The organism is Streptomyces lincolnensis (genome assembly GCF_021173675.1).
GTDB classification, from domain to species: domain Bacteria; phylum Actinomycetota; class Actinomycetes; order Streptomycetales; family Streptomycetaceae; genus Streptomyces; species Streptomyces lincolnensis_B.
Genome location: NZ_JAIHON010000003.1, coordinates 478710 through 499543, shown reverse-complemented (window position 1 = coordinate 499543; position 20834 = coordinate 478710). Strand labels below are relative to the sequence as shown.

Genomic DNA, 20834 nt, shown 5'->3' with positions numbered 1-20834 from the left:
GAACTGGTCCATACCGGAGGGGACGCCGACCGCACACAACACGTGCACACTTCCATGACAACCGCCTTGAACCCCCAGGTGGGGACGGCAGGCACCCGGACCCGACACCTGTCCCCTACCAGGAGAAAAGCCCTGGTCAGCGTCGCAGACGTAAACAAGTTGTAGCGTACTGCGCGTATAGTTTCGTTGTGAGCAACTACAGCCCTGACTCAGAAGTGTCCACTTCACAGGCCGGCGGAGTGCAGTCGGTCGACCGTGCCATCAGCGTCATGGAGATCCTGGCCCAACGGGGCGAGGCGGGCGTCAGCGAGGTGGCGGCCGAAATCGATGTTCACAAGTCCACCGCTTTCCGTCTGCTCGGCGCGCTGGAGGCGCGGGGCCTGGTGGAACAGGCCGGCGAGCGCGGCAAGTACCGGCTGGGCTTCGGCATCGTGCGCCTGGCCGGCGCCGTGACGGGCCGCATCGACATCACACAGCAGGGCCGCCCGGTCTGTGAGGGGCTGGCGGAGGAGATCGGCGAGACCGTCAACATCGCCGTGCTTCAGGAGCACTACGCGGTCAACCTCTACCAGGTGCGTGGCCCGGGCGCCGTCACCGCGCAGAACTGGGTCGGCCAGCTGACCCCGTTGCACGCCACCTCCAGCGGCAAGATCCTGCTGGCCCATCTGCCCGCGAAGGACCGTGCCACCCTGCTCGCCGAGGCCGGCCTGAAGAAGGTCACCCCGCACACCATCACGGCGAAGACGAAGCTGGAGAAGAACCTCGCCGAGGCCCGGGAGCGCGGCTACGCCTGGGCCCGGGAGGAACTGGAGCTCGGCCTGCACGCCATGGCCGCCCCGATCCGCAACCGCGAAGGCGACGTCGTCGCGGCCCTGAGCGCCTCGGGCCCCTCGTACCGGCTCACCGAGGAGCGCCTGCACGAGCTGGCCCCGGTGCTGTGCAAGGGCGCGGACGAGATCAGCCACCGGATGGGCTACCTGGGCTGACCTGCCGCCGTTCCCACCACCGCGCCCTCTACTGCGGACGAGCGCCCAGACGCTCGTTGACCCAGTCGTGGAAGCCACCGATGTGGTGCTCGCTGGGGACCAGGACGCCTCCCTTGGCGTAGAGGCGGGAGCTCATGCCGGGCTGCGTGCGCTCGCACGCCTCGAAGTCCTGCCGGTTGACCCGGTCGAAGAGCTCCACGGACCGGCCGACGTCCTTGCCGCTGTCGACGACGTGCGGGAGGTAGAGCCAGTCGCACTCCACGACGGTGCGGTCGACGGCCATCGGGTACATGCGGTGGAAGATCACATGGTCGGGCACGAGGTTGATGAAGACCTGCGGCCGGACGGTGATCGCGTAGTAGCGGCGGTCCTGCTCCGGTGAGACGCCCGGTATGCGGTCCAGCCCTTCGGAGCCGTCCACGGTGAACCCCTGGACCTCCTCGCCGAACTCGGCGCCGTGGCCCACGTAGTACTGGGCCGCGTATCCGTCCGCGAACTCCGGCAGGACCTCCGTCAGTTCGGGATGGATGGTGGCGCAGTGGTAGCACTCCATGAAGTTCTCGATGATGAGCTTCCAGTTGGCCTTCACGTCGTAGACGATCCGCTTGCCGACGGAGAGGTCCTCGATGCCGTAGCGCTCGATCGACTCGACGTCGCCCAGGCGGCCGACGACATCGCCGATCACCTCCTCCTCGAAGGGGGGCGGGTTCTCGGCCAGGCAGACCCAGACGTAGCCGAGCCATTCACGGGTGGCCACGGTCACCAGGCCGTACTCGGTGCGGCCGACGTCGGGCATCTTGGTGAGGTTGGGGGCGGCGACGAGTTTGCCGTCGAGGCCGTACGTCCAGGCGTGGTACGGGCATTGGAAGGCCCGCTTGACCTCGCCGGACTCCTCGGTGCACAGCTTGGCGCCGCGGTGCCGGCAGACGTTGAAGTAGGCGCGGATCGAGTGGTCGCGGGCGCGGGTGACGAGGATGCTCTCGCGGCCCACGTCGACGGTCCGGAAGGCGCCCGGCGCGGCCAGGTCGGACGCGCGCGCGACGCAGAACCACATGGTCTCGAAGATGCGCTCCTGCTCCTGGGCGAAGATCCCGGGATCGGTGTAGGAGGAGCCGGGGAGGGTGGCGATGAGGCTGTCCGGCAGGCTGGTCGAGGTCACGGTGCACTCCTCGGGAAACGTCGTGGAGGGGTATTCACGCGCCGGGAAGAGCGACTCCGGACGGCGTTGTTGGGTGGAGCGACGCCGCGGGGGCCTCGGGCGGCCACGGGCGTGCGAGCGCTGATGAACGGTGTTGAGCGGCTATGAGCGGTGTCGGGGCGGTCGCGACGGCTCGGGCCGTCGCGATGCCTCGGGCACGGATGGTTCGGACTGCGGTGACCCGGACCGGGGTGTTTCAGGCCGCCGCGTGTCAGGCCGCCATGGCGAGATGCTTCCGCCAGCGGGTGAACAGCCGTGGCTGGTTCATGCCGAGCACGGCGACCGGGCGGCCGGCACGCCGGTAGACCGCCAGGACGTTGCGCTCGTCCGGGCTGCCCTCCTCGACCGTCACGCTGTCGGCGCGGGCCGCGTGACCGGCGAACTGGATCTTCACGCCGTACTGGTCCGACCAGAAGTACGGCGGTTTGGGCACGCCCGGTTCCGACTCGCCCCAGGACAGCAGGGCCGCGACAGCCGCGTCGGGCCGCTCCCGCGCACCGGTCCAGTGCTCGACGCGACGGTGCCGGCCCGCACGGGGGTCGTACCAGTTGGCGCAGTCCCCGACGGCGACCACGCCGCCGAGGCCGGTGCGGCCGTCCGCACCGCACTTGACGCCGTCGTCGAGCGCGATACCGGACCCTTCCAGCCATTCGACGCACGGGCGCGCGCCGACCCCGACGACCACGATGTCGGCGGGAACGGTGCTGCCGTCCTCCAACAGCACGGCGTCCACGCGGCGCTCCCCGCTCAGCCCCTTGACGCCCACGCCGCACCGCAGCCGGACGCCGTGGTCGGTGTGGAGGCCGGAGACGACGGAGCCCATGGCCGGGCCGAGCGATGCCGCGAGTGGTGTCGGGGCCACCTCGATCACCGTCACGTCGAGTCCGAGGGCGTAGGCGGTGGAGGCGACCTCGGCTCCGATGAACCCGCCGCCGATCACCACCAGCCGTCCGCCGAGGGCGAGCTCGTCCCTGAGGGCGCGGGCGTCGTCCAGGGTGCGCAGGACGTGCACTCCGGCCAGGCCCTCGGCGCCGGGCAGGGTGCGTGCCGCGGCGCCGGTCGCGAGGACGAATCCGTCGGCGCGGACCTCCCGGCCGTCGGAGAGCCGGACGGCACGGGCCGTCCGGTCGAAGCCGGTGGCACGGGTGCCGAGCAGCCACTCGGCACGCAGGTCCTCGTCGTCCGTCTCCAGCGCGAGTTCCGCCTCGCCGATGGTGCCGGCGAGGAACTCCTTGGACAACGGGGGCCTGTCGTACGGGCGGTGGAGCTCGTCGCCGATGACGACCAGCCGCCCGTCGTAGCCCCGTTTCCGCAGTGAGCGCGCCGCCGAGAGTCCGGCGAGCGAGGCTCCCACCACGGCCACCGTCCTCACGCGGGTTCCCCGGCGAGCCGGGCCGCGATGCAGGGCGGCAGGTTGGGGGCGTCCGTGGAGATGCGGACGTAGATCATGCCGTCCTCGACCGTCACCTCGTGCGTGCGCACGGGGAGCTTGGCCGGCGGGGCGTCGACCGCTCCGGTCCTCAGGTCGAACTTCGAGGCATGCAGCGGGCATTCCACCTCGCAGCCCTCCAGCCAGCCGTCGGCGAGCGAGGCGTCCTGGTGGGTGCAGGTGTCGTCGATGGCGAAGATCTCGCCGTCGTCGGTGTGGAACACCGAGACCGGCGGATCGATGTCGAGCCGGTAGGCCTCGCCTCGCGGGAGATCCGAGAGACGGCACGCGGGAATCATCATGACACCTCGGTGCGTATAGCGAAACGGATTGCGGTAAGCGCAACGTCAGTCTGAAGGCGGCTCCGAAGCGTTGTCAAGGCGTCACAAGGCCCGGTTCGGACGGCTCGCCCCGCTGCGCTCCAGGCAGCGCGAAGCGCCCGAACCACCTGCGCAAACAGGCGGACCGGGCGCCACGCGAAACACTCCGGAGGCCGGTCTCAGAAGCCTCGGTCGATCCATTCGCCGAGATGCGGAGCCTCGGCGGAGACGGTGGTCGTCTCCCCGTGCCCGGTGTGGACGACGGTGTCGCCGGGCAGGGTCAGCAGTCGGTCCCGGATGGACGCGACGATCGTCGGGAAGTCGCTGTACGAGCGTCCCGTGGCCCCCGGTCCGCCCGCGAAGAGCGTGTCTCCGCCGAAGAGGGCCGTCAGAGCCGGGGCGTGCAGGCACACCGCGCCGGGGGCATGGCCGGGGGTGTGCAGGACGGTCAGCTCGACACCGGCCACCGCGAGGATCTGGCCGTCGGTCAGCTCGCCGTCAGGCATGCGCTCCGGGTGGGTCTGCTTCCACAGCGGCAGGTCGTCGCCGTGGAGCAGGATCGGGGCTCCGGTGCGCTCGGCGAGGGCGGGTGCGGCGTCGATGTGGTCGTTGTGGGCGTGGGTGCAGATGATCGCGGTGAGCCGGCGGTCGCCGACGGCCTCGGCGATGGCGTCGGCGTCGTGGGCGGCGTCGATGACGATCGCCTCGTGGTCGTCGCCGACGATCCAGACGTTGTTGTCGACGTCCCAGGTACCGCCGTCCAGACTGAAGGTGCCGGAGGTGACCAACTGCTCGATACGGGCGCCGGCCATCAGAGGACCACCACCGAGCGCAGGACGTCGCCGTGGTGCATCCGCTCGAAGGCCTTCTCGACCTCGTCCAGCGCGATGGTCTCCGTGACGAAGGCGTCCAGATTCAGTCGGCCCTGGAGATAGAGGTCGATGAGCATGGGGAAGTCGCGGGAGGGCAGGCAGTCGCCGTACCAGGAGGACTTCAGGGAGCCGCCGCGCCCGAAGACGTCCAGCAGCGGCAGTTCGAGCTTCATCTCCGGGGTCGGCACGCCGACCAGGACGACGGTGCCGGCCAGGTCGCGGGCGTAGAACGCCTGCTTGTACGTCTCCGGGCGGCCCACCGCCTCGATGACGACATCGGCGCCGAAGCCGCCGGTCAGCTCGCGGATCGCCTCGACCGGGTCGGTCTGCCGGGAGTTGACCGTGTGGGTGGCGCCCAGTTTCTCGGCGGTGTCCAGTTTGCGCGGGTCGATGTCGACGGCGATGACCTTCGCCGCGCCGGCCAGATGCGACCCGGCGATCGCCGCGGCCCCGACGCCGCCGCAGCCGATCACCGCGACCGTGTCCCCACGCCCGACGTTCCCGGTGTTGATCGCCGCACCGATCCCGGCCATCACCCCACACCCGAGCAGACCCGCCACCTGCGGCGCCACCGTCGGATCCACCTTCGTGCACTGCCCGGCCGCCACCAGCGTCTTCTCCGCGAACGCCCCGATCCCCAGCGCCGGGGACAACTCCGTACCGTCGGTCAAGGTCATCTTCTGCGTCGCGTTGTGGGTGGCGAAGCAGTACCAGGGACGCCCCCGCAGACACGCCCGGCACTGACCGCACACCGCACGCCAGTTGAGGATCACGAAGTCACCCGGCACGACTTCGGTCACCCCCTCCCCCACCGACTCCACGACCCCCGCGGCCTCGTGGCCGAGCAGGAAGGGGAAGTCGTCGCCGATGCCACCCTCGCGATAGTGCAGATCGGTGTGGCAGACCCCGCAGGCCTCAACCTTCACCAGCGCCTCACCCGGGCCCGGGTCGGGCACGACGATCGTTTCGAGACTGACGGGGGCGCCCTTCCCTAGCGCGACGACAGCACGGACCTGGTGCGACATGGCCACTCCTCGCTGGTACGAGACTCGGATGTTGCCTATTACGGCACACACCTCACGTGTCGCAACTCAGCATCATGGAGGGCGGACCGGGGGTCAAGGAGCCCGACCGGCCACTCGAATCAGCCCCGCCATTGGTCCGAACCAACAAAACCCGCACAACCTCTTTCATGCTCCAGGGGCCCGTGGCATGCTCACCGGTCACCGCACATCTGAACGTCGTTCACATCCATGACTCACCCATGGAAGGGCGTACGGGCATGACAGACGCGCACACCGGTGCCACGGACAACCGGAATGACATGAGCATGACCATCCAAGGCATCACCAGACGAACCCTGCTGGGAAGCGCCGCCGCCGTGGTGGCGAGCGCCGGCACAGCGACGGCGGCCGGTCCGGAAACCGCTCGGGCCGACATCCCCGTCCTGTGGCGGGAGTTCGGCCGCACCCCGTTCACCCACCCGCAGATCCCGTACGTCGGCCGGGCCGGCTGCCGCGGCGGGGCGACCCGCCTCCCCCGCCACCGCGTCTTCGCCGACGTGCGCGACTTCGGCGCCGTGGCGGACGGCACCACCGACTCCGCCCCCGCCATCAACCGCGCCCTCGCGGCCGCCGGGCGGGCCGGAGGCGGCACGGTCACCGTCCCTCCGGGCACGTTCCGCATCGACGACGTGATCCGGGTGGCCCACTCGAACGTGGTCCTCAGGGGCGCCGGCAGCGGCCGTACGACGCTGTACGCGACGAGGAACCTCACCGAGCTGATCGGCGTGTACGGCTCCCGCTACGGCGGCGACAAGTCGGGCTGGTCGTGGGCGGGCGGTCTGATCTGGCTGGCCCCCGAGGCCCGCTGGAACGCGCTCGTCGCCGCGATCAGGGCGAAGTCCTGGCCCTTCGAGGGCTGGACGGGCAACCGGCGCGACGAGTGGCGGACGCTCACGACCCTCGCCCCGGCACGGCAGGGCTCCTGGACGGTGACGGTCGCCGACGCCTCGGCGCTGCGACCCGGCGCCCTGGTCCTGCTCCGGCTCGCCGACGACGCGGACCACACCCTCCTGCAGCACATGTGCGGCGGCGGCCCGGGACCGGCGGCCTACGCCTGGGCCGACAAGACGAAACTGACGTCGTACGTCCCCTACGAGTGGCCCGTCCGCATCGCCCGGGTCCGTGGCCGGCACCTCACCCTCGACCGACCGCTCCCGCTCGACCTGCGCCCCGCATGGGACCCTCGACTGACCACCCACGTACCGGAGTTGACGGGCGCCGGGGTCGAGGGGCTGACGCTGGAGGCGCCGGATACACCGCAGCAGCCGCATCTGCTGGACAAGGGCCACAACGGCGTCGTCCTGCAGTGCGCGTACGACTGCTGGGTGGACGACGTGACGGTCCGCCACGTAGACAACGGCTTCGGCCTCGTGGCCGCCTCCGCGTGCACGCTGCGCCGGACCCGGGTGGCGGGCCGCGGCGCGCACCACCCCTACTTCTGCCGTGAGGGCTCGCACGACAACCTCGTGGAGGACTTCACGATCGAGGAGCGCACCGGCCCCGCGCCCGCGAACACCCAGCTGCACGGCATCAACGTCGAGGGACTGTCGTCGTACAACGTCTGGTCGCGCGGCGACATGCGCGTGGGCACCTTCGACAGCCACCGCGGCCTGCCCTTCGCGAACGTCCGCACGGACATCACCGTGAACAACACCGGCCGCCACGGCGGCGACGCGAGCGCCGGCCCGCTGTTCGGCGCCCGGTTCACACACTGGAACATCCGCGTCACCAACGGCCGGGCGGGCCTGGTCAGGATCGACGGGCTGGCGCCGTACTCCGCGACCGTCGGCATCGACGAGGTCAGGGATTTCGACCAGATCGACGTCCCCGACTTCCCGGGCGATCTGCACACCCGCCTGGAGCTGTACGGCAGTCCGGACGCGGTACGGCCGCGCAACCTGTACGAGGCCCAGCGCCGGAGGGGCTAACGCAGCGCGAAGGACTCCCGCAGCCGCCACCGGGTTCCGTCGTGGACCACCAGGTCGACCGCCGAGACCCGCGCGAGGACGGGGAGACGGGTGAGCAGGTCGGCCTCGGCCTGCTCCTCGGCCGCCTCGTCCAGGTCCTGGGCGACGGTCAGATGCGGGACGGCGTCACCGTACTTCCCCCCGTAGGGAGGGGTTTCCGGCCACCGCTCGACGACCGCGTCGGTGAGCCTGCGGAACGGAGTGTCCGGTTCGGGGACGAGATACAGCAGTCCGGGGAAGCGGCCACAGCGTGCGAAACGGACCTCGAAGGACGGGTGCCGGCCGAACACCTCACCGAGGGCGTCGTGCACGCCACGGTCGATCCGGTCGAGGTCCAGGAAGGGGAAGAGCACGGTGACATGGGCCGGTACGCCGGCACGGGCCGAGGGGTCCAGCCGGTCGCGCCAGGGGCGCACGGCGGGCTCTGCCTCCGGGACCCTGACGACCAGTCCCGACTGCCCCGCGCGGAACGCATGCGAATCGTTGTCCTCCATCGCTCCTTTTCTATCAGTGCGGCCGTCGGACCGTGGACAGGTCGATCGCCCGGTCGACGTCCCGCGGCCGGAGCACGCGCAGGATGCCTTCGAGCAGGTAGTAGTCGGCGTACGGCAGGGAGATCTCGATGCCGTCCTCCGCCGGGCGGTTGCGGGTGCACCGGGCCACGGCCGCCTCGGCCCGGACCGAGTTCCTCGTCAGGCAGGTCTCGGACAGGGCGGTGAGCAGCCGCAGTGCCACCTGACGGTACGAGCGTCCCGCGCCGACCGCGGCCAGGTCGAGCAGCCCGCACGCCAGGATCGCGCCCGCCGAGGCGTCCTTGATGTCGTACGGCTGTTGCGGCGCGCGGTAGTCCCACACCGGTACGTGATCCGGGGTGAGGGCGCCCACCGCGAAGTCCGCGAGGTGGCGGGCGGTGGCGAGGAACCCGGGGTCGCCGGTGCGGCGGTACATCGTGGTGAAGCCGTACACGCCCCAGGCCTGGCCGCGCGACCAGCACGAGGAGGGGCCGTAGCCCTGCACGGTGTTCGGGCCGATCGGCGCGCCGCTGTCCGGGTCGAAGTCGAACACGTGCGGGGTCGAGCCGTCGGGGCGGGGGAACACCCGCCGGGTGGTCCGCGCGTGTTCGACGGCGATGTCCAGATACGCCGGGTCGCCGGTCTGCCGGCTCGCGAAGGCCAGCAGATCGAGGTTCATCATCGTGTCGATGATGACCCGGCCCGCGTTCCTCGGTTCGTTCAGCGCGCCCCACGCCCGGATGAAGCGGCCGTGCGGGTTGTAGCGCCGGATCAGGGAGTCGGCCGCCCGCAGGGCACCCGTTCGCCAGGTGTCCTCGCCCGTCAGCCGCCAGGCGGTGACCCAGGACGGGTAGAAGAGGAAACCGAGGTCGTGCGTGCCGGTGTCGTGCTGACGCGGGGCGAGTCCCTCCGCCGAGGCCAGGGCCCACGTGCGGAAGGTCTCGTCCTCGCTGTGGAGCCACGCCATCCACAGGGTTCCCGGCCAGAAGCCGCCCACCCAGTCGCCGTTCTGCGAGTAGACCCATTTCTCGAACTTCGTCCCGACCGGGAAGGCGGTCACGTGCGGTGCGACCGTACGGACCTTCTCGACGGCGTAGTCGGCCGCCGCACGGAGTGTGCGCAGGGTCGGGGCCGGTACCGGTGTGCGGTCTTCAGCGGCGCTCGCGGCCGGCGCCGAGGCGGCACCGGCCGCGGCGGCAGCGGCCGCCGTGGTGAGGACGGTACGCCGGGAAACACTCATGCGCGTCCCTCCAAGTGGACGAAAATGAAAGGGAGTTGGCCCCCGCGGCAACTTTCGTCCCGCTCAGCGGTGGCAGGTGCCGACGCCCGGACGCCAGGGGCAGGCGATTCCGGCGAAGCCGCCGCCCGCGACGACGTCGACGCGCAGGGTGTCGCCGCCGCGCAGGACCTGCCGGTCCTGGACGAGGCCGTCGGCGCCGTCCTTGATCGTCTCCACCAGCCACTTCCCGGGCCCGACGGTCAGCGGCACGTCGGCCGTCCGGGCGGCACCGGCGTAGACCCCGCCCAGGAACCAGCGGTCACCGGCGCGCCGGGCGAGAACGGCTTCCTGGCCGGGCCGCCCGGCGAGGAGGCGGGTGTCGTCCCAGGCGGCGGGGAGCTGGTCGTAGAAGGCGCGGGCGAGGGGACGGGCGTCGTACGACTCGGGCGTGCCGGCGTACATCTGCAGGCCCGACTCGTAGGTGACGGCGAGTCCGGTCTCGGCCGCGTCGGAGTTGGGGCGCAGGCCGACGCGCTGGAAGGCGCCGGGGGTGAAGTCCATGGAGCCGATGACGTTGCGGGTGAAGGGCAGGGCGGTGAGGTGGGCGGCGGTGTTGGTGCGCTTCTCCTCGCCGGCAACGCCCTCCAGGGTCATGACCTGCGGCCAGGTGCGCTGCATGCCCTTGGGGATCGTGGAGCCGTGGAAGTCGATCATGAGGTGGTGGGCGGCCGTGTCCGCGAGGATCGCGTCGTACCACTGGAGCATGGACTGCGCCTCGGAGTCCATGAAGTCGATCTTGACGCCCTTGACGCCCCATCGCTCCAGGGTCGGCAGCCATTGCGCGCGTTCTGCGGCTGTGTCCAGTTCTCGTTGGTGGATCCAGACGATGATGCCGACACCTTTGGCGCGCGCGTGGTCGACCAGTTCAGGCATCCAGCTGGTGGTCTGCCAGTCCGGGTCGGTGGTGTCCCACTCGCCGGGCTTGAAGTACCAGCCCGCGTCGACGGCCTCGTAGGGCCAGCCCCGTTCGGCGGCGTAGTCGACGTAGGCCTTCTGCGCCGCGAGGCTCTGGCCCGCTTCACGGCCGCCGGCGAGCCAGGTCCACAGCACGGTGCCGGGGCGGATCCAGGACGTGTCGCGGACCTTGGAGGCGGGGGCGAGGTCGTCGGTGAAGGTGGACCGGGTGACGGTGGCGAGGTCGCCGGTGACCATGGCCCGCCAGGGGGTGGCGAGCGGGCCGTCGGTGCGGACGCGGTCGTCGGCGAGCCTGACCCGGTAGGCGCCGCTGCCCTGCTCGTGGGTGAGCCGGGCGCCGGAGTACGCGCCGGTGAGGTCGGATTCGGCGAGCAGGGTGTAGCCGCCGTCGGTCGCGAACAGCGCCTGGGGCGAGTAGGCGCCGGTGGGTGCGGTAGCGGCGGTGTACTGGGCGAACTGCCCCTCGTTGTCGGGCCGGTAGGTGCTCAGCCAGGCGCTCGCGTCGGACGGCAGGGTGAACGCGGAGGTCTCCCCCAGGACATCGCCGTGGCCGGCGGGAAGGACGTATCGGTAGGCGACGCCGTCGGCGGAGGCGCGGACCACGAGGTCGAGGCGGGCGCCCTGGGCGGTGGCGAACGACAGCCGGGTCTCGTTCATCCGGACCGTGCGCTCCACCCGTTTGCCGGACTTGGTGCGGTAACGCTCCTCGATGCGGCGGTCCTTGCGGTGCAGGAAGCGCAACTCCCTGGACAGGTCGGCCTGTTCGGTGACGATGCCGACGGGCGACGGCTCGATGACCGTACGGCCGTCCCGGGACACCGCGAGGCTCAGCGTGCCGGTGGTGTCGTCCAGGGATATCCGTGCGCGGGGTGCGTGGGCCGAGGTCGAGACGGCCCAGGCATGATCGTGCGGCGGCTCGGCCTGCGCCGGACCGGTGGTGAGGAGCGTGGCGACCAGCCCGGCGCAGAGCCCGGCGACCGCGGTTCTGATCGGAACAGCCATGTGAACCCTCCGAGGTGTGTGGCTTTACGGCAGTCCCCAGGCCGGGCCCGGTTCCGCGACGGCGACGGGCGCGACGACGAGGTCGGGACGGGCGCCGGAGTGGACGAGCACCTCGCGGCCCTTCGGCAAGTCGATGGCGAGGGTGCCGTCGCCGAGATCCCGGGTGCGGGCGGGGGTGCCGTCGTCCAGCAGGGCGGTGAGGGCGCCGGTGAGGCCGTGGCGGAGCGTGAGCGGCTCGCCCGCCAGGCTCTTGATCCGGATGAACCGGGTGGTCCCGGCTCTGCGGACGGCGGTGACCAGGAAGGCGCCCTGGGTGCGGAAGTCGTGCAGGGTGACGTCGGCCCAGGCGGACGGGACGGCCGGGAAGATTCGGATCACGCCGCCCCAGCTCTGGCAGAACATGTCGTGCAGGGACTGCGAGGCGGACAGCGGGGTCTCGATGACCGGACCGGCCTCGGTGTAGTGCGTGTTGGGGCGGCAGGGATATCGGGTGGTGGGGTCGAAGAACTTCCGCAGATAGGTGAGCGCGGTGTCGCCGTCGCCGGTCGTCGCGTACATCGAGGCGGCCCCGGTGTAGCTGTAGCCGCGGTGGGCGCTGCTCAGCGCCTGCCAGTGGGCCACCGACTTCGTGATCAGTTCGCGGTGCTCGGGCAGGTCCCAGGTGACGAGGTACAGCGGATACACCATCAGCAGGTGCGAGTAGTGCCGGTGGGACTGGGCGTAGGGGGTGTCGGCGCCGATCATGAAGCCGTTGTCGTCGACCGGGTAGGGCGTGAGCCGGGCCAGCACTTCTTGCCAGCGCGGGATCAACTCGTCGTCGATGCCGAGCAGTTCGGCGGACTCGATGAGTGCGTGGCAGCCCCAGCGGATCAGGGCCAGGTCGTAGGTGGTGTCCTGGGGCGGCACGACCGGGTACTCGGGCGAGAGCGTGCTCGGCAGGTGGAGTCGGCCGTCGCTGCCCTGGGTGAGGAAGTGCAGGTAGTAGTTGATGGCCCGGCGCAGGACGGGGAAGACCGTGTCGCGCAGCAGGGACCGGTCCATGGAGTGCCGGTAGGACAGCCAGACGTTGTGCAGGGCCCAGGTGAGGTCGCCGGTCTCGGCGCCGGTGCCCGGCCGGCCCACGCTCCGGGTGGCGAACATGTCGGAGCTGCGGCCGACGCCGGCGCTGTCCGCCCGGTAGGCGGCGGGGACATTGGCGACGAGCTGTTCCTGGTTCTGCCGCACGGTGGTGGCCAGGGAGTCGAGTTCCAGGTGGTTGGAGCCGTGGACGATCCAGTACTCCAGCTGGACGTTGAGATTCCACCACACCGCGGGCCAGGGCGTGGGCTCCAGCCAGGGCCCGGAGGTGGCCATGACCGGGCCGCCCGCGCGGCTGGCCGAGGCGACCTTGTAGAGCTGGATCCAGTGGAAGCTCTGCAGCCGCTGGTCGGGGAAGGAGACGAAGCTCTTGGGGTAGAAGGCGTGCCACCAGCGGGTGTGCGGCCGTCTGAGCGCGGTGTACGACGTCCCGCGCCGCAGATTGCGCAGGGCCGCGGCCTCCGCCGCCGTGTCGGAGGGGAAGCTGTGGCCGACGCTGAGCAGAAGATCGTCGCCCGTGCGCCGGTGGGCGGTGGCGGTCTGGCCGCCGCCGGTGAGGGGCTGGAGCACCAGCTCGGTGCCGTCGGCGGACGTCCTGGAGGTCCAGGGCGGATTGGGGGTGTATCCGGCGGGCGGGGCCTCGCTGAGGCTGCGCGGGCTGATGGCCTCTGCGGGGTGGAAGGTCCAGGTGGCCCGCTCGTCGCCCTGGGCTCTCACGCGGACGGCCAGGACCTCGTCGTGGATGAGGGCGGCGAGGGTGAGCGTGCCGGCGGTGGTGGTGATCGTGCCGGTGAGTTCGGCGTTCCACAGGCTCAGCCGCCAGTCGACGGCGGTGATCGTGCCGGCCGGTTCGAGCGTGAGATGTCCGACCGGCAGGCGGGCGGTGCCCCAGCCGCTGCCGAACTCGGGCCGGTGGTCCTGGACCCGGCCGTGCTGGACGGTGAAGCGGATCCGGTCGGTGCCCGGCTCCTGGTAGATCATGCTGCCGAGCAGTCCGTCGCCGAGGAACGGCCCCTCGTACCAACGGGTGGGCAGTCTGGTCCACACCAGGTCCTGGGCGCGCAGGAATCGGGCCCAGGCCTGCTCGTCGCTCATCGTGTCGCGCAGTCTCCAGGGGCGTCTGCCACCCGCTACGGCTTCACCACTGTCTCCCGGCTGTGCGGGCTCCTCGGCGCCGGCCGCGCTGGGCAGGGCCGCCACCGCGGCACTGCCCAGCGCGGTGCCGAGTAAGGATCTTCTGGGCAGGGGGGAGTGCTTCTCCGAGTGCGAGGTCATCCTCGTCCTCCAGCGCTGACGGATCCTCAATACATCGGGTGTATCGGGGAACCTAGCACTCACCGTGCGCATGTCAACAGGCATGACAGGAAGGACGGTCGGTGACTCATCCTATGTATGGAGGGACCTCCGACCGCGCGGCCCCTACCTGTCCACCAGGTCGGCCGTCCTCCCGGTGCCCGAGAAGATGACGCCGGGGTCGGCCGGGGCCTGGTTGAGGACCCACAGGCCGATCAGGGTGGCCAGGGTGAAGACCACGGTGATGAGGACGGCGAGGACGAGCCGGCGGCGGCGCTCGCGGCGGAGCCAGTCGCCGCGGGCGGTGCGATAGGCGTCGGGGGCGGCCCGCACTCCCCCGGCGAGGGCCTCCAGGGCCTCGCGCAGCTCCCGCTCGGTGCGGGACTCGGCCGCCGAGCCCTCAGGCAGGCCACCGTGCTCGTGATCCATACGGTTCATCGCCGGGCCTCCATCGCCTGGCCCAGTGCGGCGATGCCGCGTGAGGTGTGGGTCTTGACCGAGCCGCAGGAGATGCCCATCGCGGCGGCGATCTCGCTCTCCTTCAGGCCGAGCCAGTGGCGCAGCACGAGCGCCTCGCGCTGCCGGGCGGGCAGGTGCTGGAGCGCGTCGATCAGGACGCGTTGGTCCTCGCGCAGCAGGGCGGTGCTCTCGGCCGAGGCGACGAGTTCCTCCGGCGGGTTCTCCACGTGCCGGCGGGCCACCTGGAGGTGCCGTATGCGCATCCGCGTGAGATTGCAGACGGTGGAGCGCAGGTAGGCCTCCGCCGCCTCGGTGTCCCGCAGCCGCCGCCACTTGCGGTAGATCTGGTAGTACGCCTCGGCGACGACGTTCTCCGGGTCGTCCGCGCCGAGCAGCACGGCCAGCCGCAGCATGGAGGCGTAGTGCAGCTCGAACAGGCGGGCGAGGCCGGCCTCGCGCTCCAGGTCGGCCGGGTCGCTCACCACGGGGGCCAGCGCCTCGGCCGCGTCCGTGGGAGGGGGTAGGGACGGCAGCGTGAGGGGCGGGGTCGGTCGGCGTCTCACGGGTGGTTCGCTCCCGTCTCGGGGTGCCGCCTGAGGGCCAGGCGGGGCGGCAGGTCGGTGAGGTCGGCGCCGCGCGGCACCCCGAGGCGTTCGAGGGCCGCGGTGACGAGGACGGCGACGGTGAGGTTGAGCAGCAGGGCGACCATTCCGGCGTAGATCTCCACCGGCGGGCCGCCGAGGCCGATCGGGACGACGGACGAGAAGCCCTCGCGCACCACCAGGACGGTCCCGGCGGCCATGCCGGCGGCCCAGCCGGCGAGCAGCGCCCGGGGGTGCAGGCGGGAGGTGAACAGGCCGAGGGCGACGGCCGGGAAGATCTGGAGGATCCAGACACCGCCGAGCAGCTGGAGGTTGATCGCGTCCTGGTCGCGCAGCCCGAACACGAACGCGACCGCCCCCACCTTCGCGGTCAGCGACACCACCTTGGCGATGCGCACCTGCCGTTTGGGCGTCGCGGTCGGGTGGACGTACTCGACGTACACATTGCGTACGAAGCTGGTGGCGGCGGCGATGGACATCACGGCGGCGGGCACCAGCGCCCCCACGGTGATCGCGGCGAACACCAGCCCGGCCAGCGGGGCCGGCATCAGCCGGTCGACCAGCATCGGCACGGCGGCCTCGGCACCGCCCCTCGGGGCCCGCACCTCGGCGGCGAGCGCGGCCACGCCGAGGAATCCGAAGAGGGCCAGCAGCCCGGTCCAGGCCGGCAGCGCCACGGAGACCTTGCGCAGGGTACGCGGGCCGTCGGCGGCGAACCCGGCGGTGAGGACGTGCGGGTACATCAGCAGGGCCAGGGCGGAGCCGAGGGCGAGGGTCGCGTAGGCGGGCTGCTGGGCGGGCGACAGCAATAGCGCGGAGTGCTCCACGTCCGTCCCGCCGAGCCGTCGGGCCGCCGTCTCGAAGACCGCGCCGGGGCCGCCGAGCCGGGCGAGGACCAGCCAGCACACCGCGGTGAGCGAGACGAAGACGGCCACCGCCTTGAGCGCGGAGATCACGGTGGGAGCGCGCAGCCCGTGCCGGTAGGTCGCCACCGCGAGCCCCGCGAACAGCGCCACCAGCACGAGGTCCCCGCCCGCACCACGCGGATACACGCCCCCGGCGGTCAGCACCGCCCGGATGCCCAGCAGTTGCAGGGCGAGATACGGCATCGTCGCGAGGATCCCGGTCAGCGCGACCACCAGGGCCAGCGGCGGCGAACCGTATCTGCCCCGCACGAAGTCGGCGGCGGTGATGTACCCGTGCCGGCGGGCCACCGTCCACAGGCGGCTCAGCAGGACGAAGGCGAGCGGCCAGACGATCACCGTGTACGGCACCGCGAAGAACGCGGGCGCGCCGTTGCCGTAGGCCAGCCCGGGGACCGCGGTGAAGGTGTACGCGGTGAAGATCGTGCCGCCGAGCAGGAACCAGGTCCACACCGGGCCGAGGCTCCGGTCGGCCAGGGCCCAGCCCTCCAGGGAGGGCAGCCGGTCGCCGGGGTGCAGCCGGCGCGCGGTCACGGCGAGCAGCGACGCCCCGCCGATCACGGCGAGGAACGTCGCGGTCATGGCGCCGTCGGCCATGGTTCACCGTCCTTGGTGTGCCTGTGCCCTCGCCGAGTAGTTGCGCGGACGGCTCATTCGGTTGACGGGAAACCGGCGGAAAATCTGCTGGAAATTCGCTGTCAACCGGTTCCGGCGGGTGGGCAACTCTTGCACAGACCGACAGCGGGCGGAATGTCACGCCGCCCTGTCGCACCTTCTAGGAGCCGCCATGCCTACGTCCGTCCTGCCCGAAAACCACCCGGCGGTGCCGGAAAAATCACGAATGCGCTCCCTTGTTCTGTGGTCGGCCGTCTCGCTGGTCGGCGCCGTCGCCTGGGGGGTGCTGGCGCTGGCGCGCGGGGAGCGGATCTCCGCGATCTGGCTGGTGCTGGCCGCGCTCGGGTCGTATGCCATCGCCTACCGCTTCTACGCCCGGTTCGTCGCCCGCCGGGTGCTGAAGCCCGACGACAGCCGGGCCACCCCGGCCGAACGGCTGGAGGACGGCGTCGACTTCCAGCCCACCGACCGCCGGGTGCTGCTCGGCCACCACTTCGCCGCGATCGCCGGCGCCGGGCCGCTGGTGGGCCCGGTGCTCGCCGCGCAGATGGGCTACCTGCCGGGCACGCTGTGGATCGTCGCCGGGGTGATCTTCGCGGGGGCCGTGCAGGACATGGTGGTGCTGTTCCTGTCGATGCGGCGGGACGGCACGTCCCTGGGACAGATGGCCCGGGACGAGATCGGCCGGGCGGGCGGGGCCGCGGCCCTGGTCGCCGTCCTCGCCATCATGATCATCCTGCTGGGTGTGCTGGCACTGGTCGTGGTCAACGCCCTCGCGCACTCCCCCTGGGGCACCTTCTCGGTCGCGATGACCGTGCCCATCGCCCTGTTCATGGGCTTCTGGATGCACCGGATCCGGCCGGGCCGGGTGGTCGAGACGAGCCTCATCGGCGTGGCCCTGCTGCTCCTGGCGATCGTCGGCGGCAGCTGGGTGCAGAACTCCTCGCTGGCCGGCACCTTCACGCTCAGCCCGACGACCCTGGCCTTCTGCCTGGTCGGGTACGGCTTCGTCGCATCCGTGCTGCCGGTGTGGATGCTGCTCGCGCCGCGCGACTACCTGTCGACGTTCATGAAGATCGGCACCATCGCGCTGCTCGCGGTCGGTGTCGTCGTCGCCGCGCCCGTGATGCGCGCGGACGCGGTGAGCCAGTTCGCGGGCTCGGGCGCCGGGCCGGTCTTCGCCGGGTCCCTGTTCCCCTTCCTGTTCATCACCATCGCCTGCGGGGCGCTGTCCGGATTCCACGCCCTGGTCGCCTCGGGCACCACCCCGAAACTGATCCGGAAGGAGTCCCAGGTCCGGCTGATCGGCTACGGCGCCATGCTGATGGAGTCGTTCGTCGCGATCATGGCGCTGATCGCCGCGGCCACCCTCGAACCCGGCCTGTACTACGCGATGAACGCCCCGGCGGCCCTCCTCGGCACCACGGCGGAATCGGCCTCGCACGCCGTGGCGGGACTCGGCTTCACCATCACCCCCGACCAGCTGACGCAGGCTGCCAAGGCGGTCGAGGAACAAACCCTGATCGCCCGCTCCGGCGGTGCGCCCACCCTCGCCGTCGGCATGTCGGAGATCTTCTCCGGGGTCTTCGGCGGTACGGCGATGAAGGCCTTCTGGTACCACTTCGCGATCATGTTCGAGGCGCTGTTCATCCTGACCACGGTCGACGCGGGCACCCGGGTCGGGCGGTTCATGCTCCAGGACATGCTGGGCAATGTGTTCAAGCCCCTCGGCCGGGTCAACTGGAAGCCGGGCATCTGGTTGTGCAGCGCGCTCGTCGTGGCCGCGTGGGGCTACTTCCTGTACACCGGGGCCACCGACCCGCTGGGCGGGATCAACCAGCTCTTCCCCCTCTTCGGCATCGCCAACCAGCTGCTCGCCGCGATCGCCCTCACCGTCTGCACCACGATCCTGATCAAGTCCGGCCGACTGCGCTGGGCCTGGGTGCCCGGCGTGCCGCTGCTCTGGGTGGTCGCGGTGACCTTCACGGCGGGCTGGCAGAAGGTCTTCTCCGACGACCCCAAGGTCGGCTTCTTCGCCCAGCGCGCCCGGTACGCCGACGCCACCGACGCCGGGCAGGTGCTGCCGCCCGCGAAGTCGCTCGACGACATGCACACCGTGGTCACCAACTCGACCGTCGACGGCGTCCTCATCGTCCTGTTCCTGCTGCTGGTCGCGGTCGTGATGGCCAACGCCGCGGTGGTGTGCGTGCGCGCGATCAGGTCCCGCGTCCCGCTCCCCACCACCGAGGCGCCGTACGTCGCGTCCCGGCTCGACGACTCCGAGCGCGTCGGCGAGCCGTTGGCGGGGGCCCGCTCATGAGCGTGCGGCGCTGGTCGCGGGCGGTGCGCTGGTATCTGCGCGAGCTGACGGGCGAGGCCGACTACGACCGCTACTGCGAGCGGCACCGCCGCCGGCACCCGCTGGCACCGGTACCGAGCCGCCGCGTCTACGAGGCGCGGCGCGCGCTGCACCGGGAGACCCACCCGCAGGGCCGCTGCTGCTGACGGCCGAGGCGCCGGGCGGGACCCACGCGTCCCGCCCGGCCCCGGCGTCATGCCCGCTTGTCGGCCTCGCGAGCCGCCTGCTCCAGCCGCTCGCGATGGCTCTCCCACCAGGCCGGGTCGGTCGACGGCATGCTGGTGTTGCCCTGGTTCATCCCCACGGCACCGTCCAGGAGTTCGCGCAGGATGTCGGCGTGCCCCGCGTGCCGATGGGTGTCGGCGATCACGCGCACGGCGGCGTGGTGCAAGGTCACCTCGTCCCGCCCGTCCGGCCACCACGGGACCCGGCCGACGGTCTCCAGCGCCAGCGCCTCGATCGTCGCGTCCGCGTGCGCCCACACCCGGCGGTAGAGCCCGACGACGAAGTCGCGTGACTCCTCCGCGGTGGCCCACATGTCCGCGTTGGGCTCGGCGCCCTCGCCGGCCCAGGGCAGGGGCTCGCCGGGCGGCCGTCCGAAGGTGTCGCCGAGGTAGCCGAACTCCATGGTCGCCGTGTGCTTCACCAGCCCCAGCAGATTGGTGCCGGTCGGTGTAAGCGGTCGGCGTATGTCGTACTCCGAGAGCCCGTCGAGCTTCCACAACAGGGCGTCGCGGGCGGCCTGGAGATAGAAGCGGAGGTCGGCCTTGGGTTCCGTCGTGGTCATGGGGCCAGTCTGCTGACCACGTGATCTCTGTCCACCGCTTTTGTCGTCGGCAGCACGACGGCCTCGGCGAAGTGCCGCAGGTCCTCGGGGCCGGGCCGCAGTACGCCGTCGCGGACGGCCAGGGCCGTCGCCTCGGCGCGTGAGGCACAGCCGGTCTTGCGCAGCAGGTGCTCGATGTGGGTGTGGACCGTACGCGGGGACAGGAACAGGGCCTGTGCGATGGCCTGGTTGGTCTGTCCGCGGGCGGCCCGGGTGAGCACGTCGAGTTCGCGCGGGCTCAGTCCGTACGGCAGTTCCGTGCGCTCCTGGTGGACCAGAACCGCGTCGCGGGCCGTCGGCCCGAGCGTGCACCGCTGGAGCACCACCCGGCGCCACGCGCATCCGACCGGCCACAGCAGCCGTAGCCGTCGGCCGTGCGCGAGGGCCGTGAAGGCCTCCACCAGCCGGCGGAAGCCGTCGTCGTCCAGGACGTCGGCGGCCGCCCGGCCCGGCATGCCGAGGACACCGTCGCCGGTGACGAGGTTCGCCGCCGCGCCCTCGGGGAGGTCGTGGAGGGCGTCGAGATGTGCGGTGGGGTCGGTGAGGACGCCCAGTGCGGGCAGGATCGAGGCGAGCAGGTGGCGCGCCTCGGTGTCGTAGGCGTCCGCCGCCGCACTGGACAGGTGGACCAGGCCGACGAGGCGCCCCTCGTGGCGCAGGGCTCCGGTCAGCCCGTCCCGGAAACCGGCCGGGCGCACCCGCTCGGCGTAGAACCAGCCGTGCCGGAAGCGCGGTCCGGGGTCGTCGTCGGCGTCCTCGGAGATGGAGCGCGGCAGTTCCTGTCGTACGACGTTGGCGTACCACGGCGTCGAGACGAACTCGGCGGCCAGCGCCCGGGAGGTCTCGGCCGGGTAGCCGACGCCCGCGATCTGGACGTGGGCGCCGGAGAGGGGGTCGATGCCGAGCAGGGTGACGGCGTCGTAGGGGAGGGCCCGGCCGAGTTCCCGCAGGGCCTCGCCGCAGGCCGGGACGGGGTCGCGCTCGCGGGTGAGCATGCCGATGCGGGTGGCGGCGGCGAGCTGCCGGTGACTGAGCATGTGCGCCTCCCGTCGGCCCCGTCCACCGCGTCCGGGCGGGTTGTTTGGGCCCTTACGGTATGCGGGTCGGGGGTGCGGGACAAGGCGGGGTCGGTATTT

General features: G+C 71.5%; 18 protein-coding genes. 4 read left to right on the top strand and 14 right to left on the bottom strand.

Annotation, left to right across the window (positions count from 1 at the left end; translation table 11 throughout):
- Nucleotides 1-239: 239 nt before the first annotated feature.
- Nucleotides 240-986 carry an IclR family transcriptional regulator gene (locus K4B79_RS09340; RefSeq protein ID WP_232026240.1) on the top strand — a complete coding sequence of 249 codons (747 nt, stop codon included), beginning with the start codon at nt 240-242 and terminating at the stop codon, nt 984-986.
- A 28-nt stretch (nt 987-1014) separates the two neighbouring features.
- Here K4B79_RS09340 and K4B79_RS09335 read toward each other — a convergent pair whose 3' ends face one another.
- From K4B79_RS09335 to K4B79_RS09315, 5 genes are all read right to left on the bottom strand, one after another.
- Nucleotides 1015-2145 (bottom strand): aromatic ring-hydroxylating oxygenase subunit alpha, encoded by a 1131-nt coding sequence (locus K4B79_RS09335; RefSeq protein WP_232025891.1) that lies wholly within the window; start codon nt 2143-2145, stop codon nt 1015-1017.
- Between the two features lie 250 nt (nt 2146-2395).
- Nucleotides 2396-3556 (bottom strand): NAD(P)/FAD-dependent oxidoreductase, encoded by a 1161-nt coding sequence (locus K4B79_RS09330; protein WP_232025889.1) that lies wholly within the window; start codon nt 3554-3556, stop codon nt 2396-2398.
- Nucleotides 3553-3915, bottom strand: a complete 363-nt coding sequence (locus K4B79_RS09325; protein ID WP_232025888.1) for a bifunctional 3-phenylpropionate/cinnamic acid dioxygenase ferredoxin subunit — start codon at nt 3913-3915, stop codon at nt 3553-3555. Before K4B79_RS09325 ends, K4B79_RS09330 begins: the two co-directional genes overlap by 4 nt.
- A 197-nt stretch (nt 3916-4112) precedes the next feature.
- Nucleotides 4113-4745 (bottom strand): MBL fold metallo-hydrolase, encoded by a 633-nt coding sequence (locus K4B79_RS09320; protein WP_232025886.1) that lies wholly within the window; start codon nt 4743-4745, stop codon nt 4113-4115.
- Nucleotides 4745-5830: an S-(hydroxymethyl)mycothiol dehydrogenase gene (locus K4B79_RS09315; RefSeq protein ID WP_232025884.1), complete on the bottom strand. Its 1086-nt coding sequence runs from the start codon at nt 5828-5830 to the stop codon at nt 4745-4747. Before K4B79_RS09315 ends, K4B79_RS09320 begins: the two co-directional genes overlap by 1 nt.
- Before the next feature lie 299 nt (nt 5831-6129).
- Here K4B79_RS09315 and K4B79_RS09310 point away from each other — a divergent pair, with 299 nt between their 5' ends.
- Nucleotides 6130-7797: a glycoside hydrolase family 55 protein gene (locus tag K4B79_RS09310; protein WP_232026239.1), complete on the top strand. Its 1668-nt coding sequence runs from the start codon at nt 6130-6132 to the stop codon at nt 7795-7797.
- Here the strand turns inward: K4B79_RS09310 and K4B79_RS09305 are convergent.
- The 7 genes from K4B79_RS09305 to K4B79_RS09275 form a co-directional block, all read right to left on the bottom strand.
- Nucleotides 7794-8330 (bottom strand): 2'-5' RNA ligase family protein, encoded by a 537-nt coding sequence (locus tag K4B79_RS09305; protein ID WP_232025882.1) that lies wholly within the window; start codon nt 8328-8330, stop codon nt 7794-7796. The two genes, K4B79_RS09310 and K4B79_RS09305, sit on opposite strands and share 4 nt — an antisense overlap.
- A gap of 13 nt (nt 8331-8343) precedes the next feature.
- Nucleotides 8344-9588, bottom strand: a complete 1245-nt coding sequence (locus K4B79_RS09300; protein ID WP_232025880.1) for a glycoside hydrolase family 88 protein — start codon at nt 9586-9588, stop codon at nt 8344-8346.
- Nucleotides 9589-9651: 63 nt separating this feature from the next.
- Nucleotides 9652-11544, bottom strand: a complete 1893-nt coding sequence (locus K4B79_RS09295) for a glycoside hydrolase family 97 protein (protein WP_232025878.1) — start codon at nt 11542-11544, stop codon at nt 9652-9654.
- A gap of 24 nt (nt 11545-11568) precedes the next feature.
- Nucleotides 11569-13896, bottom strand: coding sequence for a glycosyl hydrolase family 95 catalytic domain-containing protein (locus tag K4B79_RS09290; RefSeq protein WP_232025876.1), 2328 nt, complete (start codon nt 13894-13896; stop codon nt 11569-11571).
- Between the two features lie 144 nt (nt 13897-14040).
- Nucleotides 14041-14352 (bottom strand): hypothetical protein, encoded by a 312-nt coding sequence (locus tag K4B79_RS09285; RefSeq protein ID WP_232025875.1) that lies wholly within the window; start codon nt 14350-14352, stop codon nt 14041-14043.
- On the bottom strand, nt 14349-14936 hold the full coding sequence (locus K4B79_RS09280; protein WP_374208440.1) for a sigma-70 family RNA polymerase sigma factor: 588 nt from the start codon (nt 14934-14936) through the stop codon (nt 14349-14351). The genes K4B79_RS09285 and K4B79_RS09280 overlap by 4 nt, the downstream gene beginning before the upstream one ends.
- A complete protein-coding gene (locus K4B79_RS09275; RefSeq protein ID WP_232025873.1) occupies nt 14933-16495 on the bottom strand; it encodes a sodium:solute symporter family protein in 1563 nt (520 codons plus the stop codon). Before K4B79_RS09275 ends, K4B79_RS09280 begins: the two co-directional genes overlap by 4 nt.
- A gap of 190 nt (nt 16496-16685) precedes the next feature.
- On the opposite strand from K4B79_RS09275, the gene K4B79_RS09270 reads away from it, so the two are divergent.
- Both K4B79_RS09270 and K4B79_RS09265 read left to right on the top strand, forming a co-directional pair.
- A complete protein-coding gene (locus K4B79_RS09270) occupies nt 16686-18833 on the top strand; it encodes a carbon starvation CstA family protein (RefSeq protein ID WP_232025872.1) in 2148 nt (715 codons plus the stop codon).
- Nucleotides 18830-19018, top strand: a complete 189-nt coding sequence (locus K4B79_RS09265) for a YbdD/YjiX family protein (protein WP_232025870.1) — start codon at nt 18830-18832, stop codon at nt 19016-19018. The genes K4B79_RS09270 and K4B79_RS09265 overlap by 4 nt, the downstream gene beginning before the upstream one ends.
- Before the next feature lie 47 nt (nt 19019-19065).
- On the opposite strand, the gene K4B79_RS09260 is transcribed toward K4B79_RS09265, so the two are convergent.
- Both K4B79_RS09260 and K4B79_RS09255 read right to left on the bottom strand, forming a co-directional pair.
- Complete coding sequence (locus K4B79_RS09260; protein WP_232025868.1) at nt 19066-19659, bottom strand: DinB family protein; 594 nt, start codon at nt 19657-19659, stop codon at nt 19066-19068.
- Nucleotides 19656-20735: a helix-turn-helix transcriptional regulator gene (locus K4B79_RS09255; RefSeq protein ID WP_232025866.1), complete on the bottom strand. Its 1080-nt coding sequence runs from the start codon at nt 20733-20735 to the stop codon at nt 19656-19658. Before K4B79_RS09255 ends, K4B79_RS09260 begins: the two co-directional genes overlap by 4 nt.
- Between the last annotated feature and the right edge of the window lie 99 nt (nt 20736-20834).